The 10,642-nt window shown below is 74.2% G+C and carries 7 protein-coding genes and 1 pseudogene; 4 read left to right on the top strand and 4 right to left on the bottom strand.

What is annotated here, in order from left to right:
* Positions 1–42: 42 nt before the first annotated feature.
* The 3 genes and pseudogenes from SSBG_RS18150 to SSBG_RS18160 all read right to left on the bottom strand — a co-directional run bounded on the left by SSBG_RS18150 (position 43) and on the right by SSBG_RS18160 (position 3,226).
* Complete coding sequence (locus SSBG_RS18150) at positions 43–1,185, bottom strand: LacI family DNA-binding transcriptional regulator (RefSeq protein WP_008747524.1); 1,143 nt, start codon at positions 1,183–1,185, stop codon at positions 43–45.
* Between the two features lie 498 nt (positions 1,186–1,683).
* Positions 1,684–2,451 (bottom strand): annotated as a pseudogene (locus tag SSBG_RS34895) (SDR family NAD(P)-dependent oxidoreductase); the annotation flags it as partial.
* A 61-nt stretch (positions 2,452–2,512) separates the two neighbouring features.
* A complete protein-coding gene (locus SSBG_RS18160) occupies positions 2,513–3,226 on the bottom strand; it encodes an MOSC domain-containing protein (RefSeq protein WP_008747526.1) in 714 nt (237 codons plus the stop codon).
* 206 nt (positions 3,227–3,432) lie between these two features.
* On the opposite strand from SSBG_RS18160, the gene SSBG_RS18165 reads away from it, so the two are divergent.
* Positions 3,433–4,338: a LysR family transcriptional regulator gene (locus SSBG_RS18165; protein ID WP_008747527.1), complete on the top strand. Its 906-nt coding sequence runs from the start codon at positions 3,433–3,435 to the stop codon at positions 4,336–4,338.
* A gap of 216 nt (positions 4,339–4,554) precedes the next feature.
* Here the strand turns inward: SSBG_RS18165 and SSBG_RS18170 are convergent, their stop codons facing one another.
* Positions 4,555–4,896: a WhiB family transcriptional regulator gene (locus tag SSBG_RS18170; protein WP_008747528.1), complete on the bottom strand. Its 342-nt coding sequence runs from the start codon at positions 4,894–4,896 to the stop codon at positions 4,555–4,557.
* Between the two features lie 387 nt (positions 4,897–5,283).
* On the opposite strand from SSBG_RS18170, the gene SSBG_RS18175 reads away from it, so the two are divergent.
* From SSBG_RS18175 to guaB, 3 genes are all read left to right on the top strand, one after another.
* Positions 5,284–5,895 carry a response regulator transcription factor gene (locus SSBG_RS18175; protein ID WP_003948568.1) on the top strand — a complete coding sequence of 204 codons (612 nt, stop codon included), beginning with the start codon at positions 5,284–5,286 and terminating at the stop codon, positions 5,893–5,895.
* 2,340 nt (positions 5,896–8,235) lie between these two features.
* Complete coding sequence (locus tag SSBG_RS18180; protein ID WP_008747530.1) at positions 8,236–8,811, top strand: sigma-70 family RNA polymerase sigma factor; 576 nt, start codon at positions 8,236–8,238, stop codon at positions 8,809–8,811.
* 193 nt (positions 8,812–9,004) lie between these two features.
* Positions 9,005–10,507, top strand: a complete 1,503-nt coding sequence (gene guaB, locus SSBG_RS18185; RefSeq protein ID WP_008747531.1) for an IMP dehydrogenase — start codon at positions 9,005–9,007, stop codon at positions 10,505–10,507.
* The last annotated feature ends 135 nt before the right edge of the window (positions 10,508–10,642 follow it).

Consider the following 10,642-nt stretch of genomic DNA (forward strand, 5'->3'; position numbering starts at 1 on the left):
AGCGGGGGCCGGAAAACGGGGCGAAAGGGGCGGCCGCGGTGACTACCGCAGCGGCGCGCCCCCGCAGGATTCCCGCACCCGCAGTCGCGGCAACAACTCCACGTGCCGCCGGGGCTCGCCCTCGACGGAGCCCGAGACGGAGCCCGAGACGGAGCCCGGCCTCGGCTCCGGTCCTCCGCCCGCCTCCGCGATCCGTTCCGCCAGCAGCCCCACCGCGACCCGGCCCACCGCCCGCTTCGGCGGGGCCACCGCCGTCAGCGGCGTCTCCGCGAGCGCGGCGACCTCGTCGTCGTACGTCACGAGCGCCAGATCGCCCGGGACCCGTACGCCCCGGTCCGCCAGATCCCGTACGAGGCGGGTCGCGTCCTCGTCGTTGTGCGCGAGCACCGCCGTCGTCCGGCCCTCGCGCACGAGCCTTGCCAGCGCGTCGACCGAGGCGGCAGGACTTCCCGTGCCGGGTTTCTCCGGCGCCGAATCGAGCACGGGCAGCCCCGGCTCCAGGCCCAGGATCTCCACCGCGCGCCGGTACCCGGCCCGCACCGCCTCCGCCGTCGGGCTGTCCGTGCGCGCCACGAGCACCGGCGAGCGGTGGCCGAGACGGGCCAGGTGACGCAGGCCGACGAGCACGCCGTGCGCGTGGTCCGAGCCGACCCGGTCGAGCGCGTCGAGGGGCCCGGCCGGGTCCCCGCGCCGCTCCACCAGCACGGTCGGCACGGACAGGCGCGCGATCCACTCCGTGTACCGCGCCTGGTGCTCGGGGCGCGTCCAGCTCGGGATCAGCAGCAGGCCCCGGGCCCCCGCGGCGAGCAGCCCCGCCGCGTGCGCCGCGTCGTCCTCGGGCCGGTAGTCCGAAACGCGCAGCACGAGCCGCGCGCCGAGCCGCGCCGCCGCCTCGTGCGCGCCGCGGATGATGTCGGCGAAGTAGTAGCCGGCGGCCGGGGCGAGCATTCCGAGCACCGGGCTGCCCGCCCCCGGCCCCGTGCCCGCCGGGCCGTTGCGCTCCGGCCACGACACCGCGCCGTGCACGCGGTCCAGCAGCCCGCGCCCGGCGAGCGCCTCCGCGTCCCTGCGCGCCGTCACCGCCGAGACCCCGAGCAGTCCCGCGAGATCGGCGACCCGCACGCTGCCCCGCTCCCGCACCAGGTTCAGCAGCCGGTCATGCCGTTCTTCGACCCCTTCGCGCACGCCCCAGCCCCTCCCTCACCCACTCGCTCCCCCGGAGAGCGAGAAACGATCATTCGATCACTCTACAGAGGTGTCGCCGGGGCCGGACCGGGGGTGGGGGCGGGTGCGGGGACGAGGCTCCGTGACGGCGGGAACGGCACCGGGGGCGGGCGCGGCCTCGGGCTTGGCCTTCGGCGTTACCGCGGGCCCGGCCTCGGGCTTGGTCTCCGGGGCGGTCTCGGGCGCCGCGTCGGACGTGGCCTTCGGCTTGGCCTCAGGGGCGGCCTTCGGGGTGGCCTCGGGCTTGCGGGAGGGCTTCGCGCCGGGGGCGGGGCGGGTCCTGGCGGCAGGCTTCTTCCGGCCCGCCGGCTTCTCGCCGGTCGCGGGTTCCGCCGCCCGGCCCCCGGGCCGCTCCGCACGGTCCGGCTCCGGCGCCTCCGTACGCTCCGGCCCCGCGTCCCCCGTACCGTCCCCCACGTCCCCCGCCCGTTCCGTCACCGTGCCGTCCTCGCCGTGCGCCGGCCCGTACTTGCGGCCCGCGCGCGAGGAGATGCCGCCGAGCAGGCCGCGCGGGGCGAGCCTGGCCGCGCCCATGAGCGCCTTGTAGCGCGGGTCGGGGATCGAGAGGGTGCGCCCGCGCGCGAGGTCGGCGAGCGCGGCCGTGACGAGCTTGTCCGCGTCGAGCCACATCCACTTCGGGATGTTCCCGGTCCCCATCCCGGCCCGCTCGTGGAACTCGGTCCGCACGAACCCGGGGCACAGCGCCATCAGCCGCACCCCGCTGCCCGCCAGGTCCCGCGCCACGCCCTGGGTGAACTGCACGACCCACGCCTTGGACGCCCCGTACGTCCCGCGCGGCAGGAAGGCGGCGACGGAGGCGACGTTGATGATCCCGCCGCGCCCCCGCTCGCGCATCGGCCCCGAGGCGGCGACGGTCAGCCGCAGCACCGCCTCGCAGTGCACCTTGAGCATCGTCAGCTCGTCGGCGAGCGGCACGTCGAGGAAGCGGCCCTTGTGCCCGAAGCCCGCGTTGTTCACGAGCAGGTCCACCGGCTGCCGTACGTCCGCCAGCCGCCGTTCGACGGCCGCGATGCCCGCCTCGGTGGCGAGATCGGCGCGCAGCACGGTCGCCTCGACGCCGTGCCGGTCGTGCAGTTCGGTCGCCTGGCGGCGCAGCCGCTCCTTGTCGCGCGCCACCAGGACGAGGCTGTAGCCGTCGGCGGCCAGCCTGCGCGCGAAGGCCGCGCCGATACCCGCGGTGGAACCGGTGATGAGAGCCGTAGTCATGCGCCAAGGCTAGTGATCCGCGCGAGCCCCACGAACCCCCGAACCGGCGGCCGGCGCCCGCTCAGGAACCCTGCCCCGCCGAGCCGTGCCGCTCGGCGTACGCGCGCGCCCGTCCCAGCGTCTCCGCGTGCAGCGCCCGCGCCGCCGGGAGCAGCCGGGGCAGCAGCGCCTGCTCCGTCGTCACGGCGCGGAACTGCATCGCCGCCGTCACCCCGTGCGCGGGCACGTACTCCCGCACGACGGGGTCCCCGGCCCGCACCGGGCCCGCTTCGAGCACCCGCAGGTACGCGCCCGTCTCGCCGCGCCCCGTGAACCGCTTGACCCACCGGTCCTCGCCGACGTGCTCCGCGAAGGTGCGGCACGGAATCCGCCCGCTCGTCACCTCCAGGAGCAGCCGCTCCCCGATCCGCCAGCGCTCCCCGACGAGCGCGTGGCTCACGTCGAGGCCCGAGGTCGTCAGGTTCTCGCCGAAGGCCCCGTTGGCCAGCGGCCGGCCCAGCTCGCGCTCCCAGGCGTCCAGGTCCTCGCGCGCGAAGGCGTACACCGCCTGGTCGTCCCCGCCGTGGTGGCGCAGGTCCGCGACCGCGTCCCCTTCCACCCCGCTCCCGCCGGTCCCCTTCGGGCCCGGCGCGCTGACGAGCAACGGCCCCGCGACGGGCCGCTTGTCGATGCCCGTGACCCCGCCCGGGGCGTCGGCGCGGGGCGCGGGCGTGAGCCGCCCGACGTTGAGGGAGAGCACGTACGGGCTCGGCGCGGCGCCGTTCGAGGGGTCCATGCCGCGCAGGGTAGGCCGCGTGGGCCGCGTGGCGCGCGGGTTTTCCCGCCACGGCGGCAGGGCGGGAGCGCGGGCGACGGGCGGACGGGGCCCGCGCGGGCGACGGGCGGACGGGGCCCACGCGGGCGCGCGGCGTGACTCAAAGCACGGGCCGCGAAATCCGGCTCGCCCCCAAGGCCGGCTTATCGCGGCCTATCCTCGGAGGCATGATCGAGGCCCGCCACCTGCGCGTCCTGCGCGCCGTCGCGACGACAGGTTCCTTCTCCGCCGCCGCGCGCACGCTCGGCTGCACGCAGCCGGCCGTCAGTCAGCAGATGAAGGCGCTGGAGGGCGCGGCGGGCACGCCGCTGCTCGTGCGCACGGGCCGCGAGATGCGCCTCACCGAGGCGGGCGAGGCGCTGTCCCGGCACGCCTCGGGCATCCTCGCGGGGCTCACGGCGGCGGAGGAGGAGGTCGCGGCGATCGCCGGGCTGCGCGCGGGGCGAGTACGTCTCGTCTCGTTCCCGAGCGGCAGTTCCTCGCTCGTGCCGAGCGCTCTCGCCGCGCTGCGCCGCGACCACCCGGGCACGCGCGTCTCCCTGGAGGAGGCCGAACCGCCCCGCTCGGTCGAACTGCTGCGCGAGGGCGATTTCGATATCGCGCTCGCTTTCCGCTACGGGACGGAGGCGGACGACAGCGCGCGCGAGTGGGAGGGCCTGGTCGTCCGGCCCCTCCTGCGCGACCGGCTCGTCGGCCTCGTCCCCGAGGGGCACCGCCTCGACGGCCGGGCCGGTCCCGTGGGCATCGCCGAGTTCGCCCGCGAGCCGTGGATCGCGGGCTGCCCCCGCTGCCGCACGCAACTCGTCAAGGTGTGCGCCGAGGCGGGCTTCACCCCGCGCATCGACTTCGCCACCGACGACTACCCGGCCGTCCACGCGCTCGTCGCCGCGGGGCTCGGGGTCGCGGTGCTGCCCGCCCTGGCCCTCGAATCCGTCCGCCCCGAAGGCGTCCGCACCCTCACCCTGACCCCGTCCGTGCGCCGCGAGATCGTCGCCCTCACCCTGCCCGACCTCGCCACGGTCCCGACGGTGGCGGCGACGCTGGACCGGCTGGAGCGGGCGGCGCGCCGCTGAGACAGGGCCGTACCGCACCGGAATCCAGCCCCTCCGGCGTCGCGGCGACGCTGGACACGGCCGGACCGCAGCAGAATCCAGCCCCTCCGGCGTTTGAGGAGCGGGGTCCGGGGCGGAGCCCCGAAACGGGACCCGGGCGGAGCCTCAGGCGCCGGGGCCCGGCGGGCGGAGCCCTGCGAGCCGTCCCCGGCATCGCAGAAACGATTCGCCCCCGCCCTACCGTTCGCCCGCCTCCGCCCCCGCTCCCGCCTCCGCCGAGGATCCAGTCCGTACGAGCCGGTGCCGCGCCCGCCCCATCAGTTCCTCGCGCTCGTCCTCGGTGAGCCCTCCCCACACCCCGTACGGCTCCCGTACCGCGAGCGCGTGCGCCGCGCACTCCGCCCGGACCGGGCACCGCATACAGACCTCCTTCGCGGAGGTCTCCCGCGCGCTGCGCGCGGCTCCCCGCTCTCCCTCCGGGTGGAAGAAGAGCGAACTGTCCACGCCACGGCAGGCGGCGAGCAGTTGCCAGTCCCAAAGGTCTGCGTTGGGGCCTGGAAGGCGGGAGAAATCTGCCATGGCTTGTCCCCTTGCTTGCCGTTTCTGAACGATCTGGGCGATGAGGTGCTGATGACCGTATATCTACCCTATGAGAAGAGCTGAAAATATGACTCATGGGGAATTTAGCGGCAAACGCTGATAAAGATGATCAAAAGGCGCTAAATGGGGCATGGCTCTCTCTGGGCGTGTGATCACCCGGAGCGCAAGGTGCCCTCACGTAGAGTGCCGAGGGCGACAGTCCGGCCGTAACTCTTTCGGGTGACCGTCGTTGAGAGGGCTGTGGCGGTTGACGCGATAAGCGCTCGGGCAGATGTCCGAGGGTGTCCACCGCTCAGGTGACGATTCCGTACCAGCCTGGAGGCTCAAGGTGACGCGCAACAGCTGCGAGAGCTGCGAGGGGCAGTCATGACTTCCGTCCTCGTCTGTGACGACTCCCCGCTCGCCCGAGAGGCGCTCCGCCGGGCGGTCGCGACCGTGCCCGGCGTCGAGCGGGTGACCACGGCGGCCAACGGCGAGGAAGTCCTCCGCCGCTGGGGTGCCGACCGTTCCGACCTGATCCTCATGGACGTGCGTATGCCGGGGCTCGGTGGGGTGGAGACCGTGCGGAGGCTGCTCTCCGCCGATCCCGGCGCCCGGATCATCATGCTCACGGTCGCCGAGGACCTCGACGGCGTCGCACTCGCCGTCGCCGCCGGGGCACGCGGGTACCTGCACAAGGACGCCTCGCGCGCCGAGCTGCGGGCGACCGTCACCCAGGCCCTCGCCGACCCCACGTGGCGGCTCGCCCCGCGCCGGCTGCGCTCGGCCGAGATGGGCGCGGCGCCGACGCTCACGGCGCGTGAGATCCAGGTCCTCGAAGGCATGAGCCACGGCCGCTCCAACGCGGAGATCGGGCGCGAGCTCTTCCTCTCCGAGGACACGGTGAAGACCCACGCCCGGCGGCTCTTCAAGAAACTCGGGGCCTCCGACCGCGCGCACGCCGTGGCCCTGGGCTTCCGCTGGGGCCTGGTGCGCTGAGGCCCCCGGGCCCCAGCCACACGAGTTCCCCGAGCGGCACCGGCCGCGCGGGAGGCGCCCCGCCTCCCGCGGGCGGCAGGGGCCACCGCCGTGCATCCCGCGAGCCGACGCGGCTTCGGCGCGTACCCGAGTCTCCCGTTCCGATCCCTCCCCGGTCCCGGCCGGGGACCCGCCGTCCGGACCGGGCCCCGGGTACCGCCCCCGCGCCCTCACCCCCCGCCGCCCCACCCCAGGGGCGGCGGCCCCCCTCACCCCCGGGCCACGACGCGCCGTGCGGGGGGTGTGCGCCCCGGGAGGGGTGGTCGCCCTGGGAGGGGCGGTTGTCGCGTGGGGGGCGGCGTTCCTATGGGGGACGGTCTTCCTGTGGGGGATGACTGTCTTGCCGGGGGTGGCTGCTTTGTCCGGGGTGTCTGTGCTGGTGGGAGCTTCGGCTGGGCCGGGGGCGTTTGCCCTGCTGGGGGCGGGTGCCCTGTCGGGGGTGGCTGTGCTGGTCGGGGCTTCCGCTGGGCCGGAGGGCTCTGCCCTGCGGGGGAATTCCGCCACGCTGTGGGTGTCTGCCCGGCTCGGGGTGTTCGCCCTGGCCGGGGTATTCGCCGTGCCGGGTGCGCGGGTGTCGTCCGGGTTTCCGGCTTCGCCGGGGAGGTCTCCCCTGCTGGGGACGTTTCCTGTGCGAGGGGTGTCCGCTCAGTCGTGGACGGTTGTCCGGCCGGACGCGTCCGCCCTGCGGGGGATGGCCGTCTTGCCAGGGGACTTCGGCCTGCCGGGAAGGGTTGTCCCGCCGGGGGTGTGTCTCTGGCCGGAGATGTCCGCTCCGCTGGGGACGTCTGCCCTGTCGGGGGTGTTCCCTCTGCGGAGGGTGCCCGTCCTGCCGAGGATCGCTGCCCAGGCGGATGCGGGTGTCCCGTCCGGGTTTCCGGCCTCGCCGGGGAGGGGCGCCCTGCCGGGGACGTTCGCCTGGCGGGCGACAACTGTCTTGCTGGGGATCTCCACTCGACAGGGGGCTGCTGTCTATCCGTGCGTGTCCGCCTTGCGAGGGGTGCGCGTGCTGCGGGGGATGGCCGTCTTGCCAGGGGGGTTTGGCCTGCCGGGAAGGGCCGTCCCGCCGAGGGGGCGTCTCTGGCTGGGGGTGTCCGCTCTGTCGGGGGCGGCTGTCCGGCCGGGGGCGTGTGGCCTGCCGGAGATGCGCGTGCTGCAAGGGATTCCCGGTCTGCCGGGGAGGTCTGCCGGGTTCGCCCGGCCGGAGACAACTGTCTTGCCGGGGGTCTCCACTTCGCAGGGGCCTGCTGTCCGTCCGGACGCGTCCGCCCTGCGAGGGATTCGCGCCTCGCGGAGGGCGGCTGTCCAGCCCGGGGTGTTCGCGCTGCGAGGGGTGTCCGTCCCGCCGGGGGCGTGTGTCCCGCTGGCGGTGGTCAGGCGGGCCGAGGCGGTCCCGGCCGGGCGGGAGCGACCGTGCTCGCGCGGGGTGGATACCGAGCGGAAGCCCCCGCGTGCTCAGGGGACTTCGCGATTCCCGGAGACTTCGCGTCGCGGGGCTTCGGCTGCGTCTGTCGTTACGACCGATGCTGCGGCCCAGGTGGCGCACGAGCCCCAGGCGGCTCGGACGGCTTCGCCGGTCCGGGGGCGTGGCGCGGCGGGTGCCGGGCAGTCGTACGCCCTCGCGTCCTCACCCTTCCGGCAACTCGTACCGACCCCTTCCTCCCGTCACCCCGTCTCCGCTCCCTCCGCCCTCCACCCCGCCTCCCCCCACCGCGCCCGCCTCACGATCCCGGACGCTCGCGATTGCCCCGGGGCCACCGGTGTGCCGGTGCCCGTGCGGGCCTGTGGCCCGCGTGGTCCCGTGCCGGAAAAGCGCGGCGGATCGCGTCCGGATCCCGTACCGCCGCGAGCCGCCGATGCCCTTCGGTTCCTCCCGCTGGGAGCCGCCAGCGGTCTCCGGCCTGTACCGCTGGCAGCCGCCGACGGCCTTGGGCCCGTACTGTCGGGAGCCGTCGGTGGCCTTCGGCCCCTACCGTCGGCTCCGGGCCGGGGCCGCGCGTATCCGTGTGCGCAGCCCGTACGTTCCTTCGTCGGTGTCCACGGCCGGGCGGCCGTTCGTGTTCGGGTGGGGGCGGGACGGCTGTCGAGGGGTCCGGGCGGGTACGAGGTTCCCGTACGAGTGCTCGCGCGAGCGGACTGTGTCGGTTGCCCGCGCGATGCCGCATCCTTGTGGGTGTGGAGTTCCACGGGGACGAGTCGGCCGATCCGGAGGGGAGGGCGCAGGGCATGAGTTCCGGCGCACCCGCTTCCGAGGGCGGGGAGGGCGTGGAGAGCGCTCGGCGGACCGCAGGGCACCATGGTCGGATGCGTGACGAGGAGACGACCGAGATCGGGGCTCTCGTCCACCGTGCTGTCGACGGTGAGCAGCAGGCCGTGCACGACCTGCTCGCCCGGGTGCATCCGCTCGCGATCCGCTACTGCCGCACCAGGCTGTCCCGGCTGCCTGGTGACGCCCGCCACTTCGTGGAGGACCTGGCGCAGGAGGTCTGCGTGGCCGTGCTGCTCGCGCTGCCCCGCTACAAGGACACGGGCCGCCCCTTCGAGGCGTTCGTCTTCGCGATCGCCGGCCACAAGGTCGCCGATCTCCAGCGCGCCGCGATGCGGCACGGCTCCACCGCCGTGCCGTCCGACGAGATGCCGGAGCGCCCCGACGACTCACTCGGTCCCGAGGAACGCGCGCTCCTGAGCAGCGATGCCGCGTGGGCGAAGAAGCTCCTCGCCTCCCTCCCGGAGAACCAGCGCGAACTCCTGCTCCTGCGCATCGCGGTCGGCCTCACCGCCGAGGAGACGGGGCAGATGCTCGGCATGTCCCCGGGCGCGGTGCGCGTCGCCCAGCACCGGGCGCTGAGCAGACTGAGAGCGCTGGCGGAACAGCCGTGAAGCGGCCTTCCCGCCACGCCCGCGCCCAGCGTGAGCGGCACCACAGGGCCCGTCCCCGCGGCGCCTGAGGAGCGGGGGACGGGGGCGGACACCCCGCAGGGGGACCCGGCGGCACACCGCACCCGGAATGAACGCCCACCATCTCCCGTTACCATGTACACCCGTAGCGAGCAAGACCATTGGAGATCGTGTCATGGCCAACATCGACGGAGTACCCGAGAAATTCGCGACCCTCGGGCTGACCTACGACGATGTCCTGCTGCTGCCCGGGGTCTCCGACATGGCCCCGGACGAGATCGACACCTCCTCGCGTCTCTCGAAGAACGTACGGCTGAACATCCCGCTCGTCTCCGCCGCCATGGACAAGGTCACCGAGGCCCGCATGGCCATCGCGATGGCCCGCCAGGGCGGGGTCGGCGTCCTGCACCGCAACCTGTCGGTCGAGGACCAGGCGAACCAGGTCGACCTCGTCAAGCGCTCCGAGTCCGGCATGGTCACGGACCCGATCACCGTCCACCCGGACGCGACCCTCGAAGAGGCCGACGCGATCTGCGCGAAGTTCCGCATCAGCGGCGTGCCCGTCGTGGACGGTGCGGGGAAGCTCCTCGGCATCGTCACCAACCGCGACATGGCCTTCGAGACGGACCGCACCCGCAAGGTCCGCGAGGTCATGACGCCGATGCCGCTCGTCACGGGCAAGGTCGGCATCTCCGGCGTCGACGCGATGGCGCTGCTGCGCCGCCACAAGATCGAGAAGCTGCCGCTGGTGGACGACGCCGGTGTCCTCAAGGGCCTCATCACGGTCAAGGACTTCGTGAAGGCCGAGAAGTACCCGAACGCCGCGAAGGACTCCGAGGGCCGCCTCCTCGTCGGTGCCGCCGTGGGTGTCGCGGGCGACTCCTTCGAGCGCGCCCAGGCCCTCGTGGCCGCCGGGGTGGACTTCATCATCGTGGACACCGCGCACGGCCACTCCCGCCTGGTCGGCGACATGGTCGCCAAGATCAAGTCGAACGCCCCCGCCGTGGACGTCATCGGCGGCAACATCGCCACGCGCGACGGCGCCCAGGCGCTCGTGGACGCGGGCGCGGACGCCATCAAGGTCGGCGTGGGCCCCGGCTCCATCTGTACGACGCGCGTCGTCTCGGGCGTCGGCGTCCCGCAGGTCACCGCGATCTACGAGGCCGCGCTCGCCGCGAAGGCGGCCGGTGTCCCGGTCATCGGGGACGGCGGCCTCCAGTACTCCGGCGACATCGCGAAGGCCCTCGTCGCGGGCGCCGACACGGTCATGCTCGGCTCGCTCCTCGCGGGCTGCGAGGAGTCCCCGGGCGAGCTGCGGTTCATCAACGGCAAGCAGTTCAAGTCGTACCGGGGTATGGGTTCGCTGGGCGCCATGCAGACGCGCGGCGGCCACAAGTCGTACTCGAAGGACCGCTACTTCCAGGAAGCGGTCAGCTCCGACGACAAGCTGATCCCCGAGGGCATCGAGGGCCAGGTCCCCTACCGCGGCCCGCTCTCGGCGGTCGTGCACCAGCTCGTCGGCGGCCTGCGCCAGTCGATGTTCTACGTGGGCGGCACGACGATCGAGGAGACGCAGGAGCGGGGCCGCTTCGTCCGCATCACCTCCGCCGGTCTCAAGGAGTCGCACCCCCACGACATCCAGATGACCGCCGAGGCCCCGAACTACAGCGGCCACTGAGCCGTTCGACGGCGGCCACTGAGCTGCTTGGTGGCTGCCGCTGAGCCGCCCGGTGGCGGTCACTGGGGCGTTCGGTGGCGGTCACCGGGGTGTTCGACGGCGGTCGCTGAACCGAGTCGCCCGCCGCCCGGGAGG

It is taken from the genome of Streptomyces sp. SPB074 (assembly GCF_000154905.1).
Classification (GTDB): domain Bacteria; phylum Actinomycetota; class Actinomycetes; order Streptomycetales; family Streptomycetaceae; genus Streptomyces.

Bases quoted from the DNA above. Each gene is read 5' to 3' on its own strand.
- SSBG_RS18170 (WP_008747528.1), bottom strand. From the start codon at position 4,896: ATGGCAGATTTCTCCCGCCTTCCAGGCCCCAACGCAGACCTTTGGGAC.
- SSBG_RS18180 (WP_008747530.1), top strand. From the start codon at position 8,236: ATGCGTGACGAGGAGACGACCGAGATCGGGGCTCTCGTCCACCGTGCT.
- guaB (WP_008747531.1), top strand. From the start codon at position 9,005: ATGGCCAACATCGACGGAGTACCCGAGAAATTCGCGACCCTCGGGCTG.
- SSBG_RS18165 (WP_008747527.1), top strand. From the start codon at position 3,433: ATGATCGAGGCCCGCCACCTGCGCGTCCTGCGCGCCGTCGCGACGACA.
- SSBG_RS18160 (WP_008747526.1), bottom strand. From the start codon at position 3,226: ATGGACCCCTCGAACGGCGCCGCGCCGAGCCCGTACGTGCTCTCCCTC.
- SSBG_RS18175 (WP_003948568.1), top strand. From the start codon at position 5,284: ATGACTTCCGTCCTCGTCTGTGACGACTCCCCGCTCGCCCGAGAGGCG.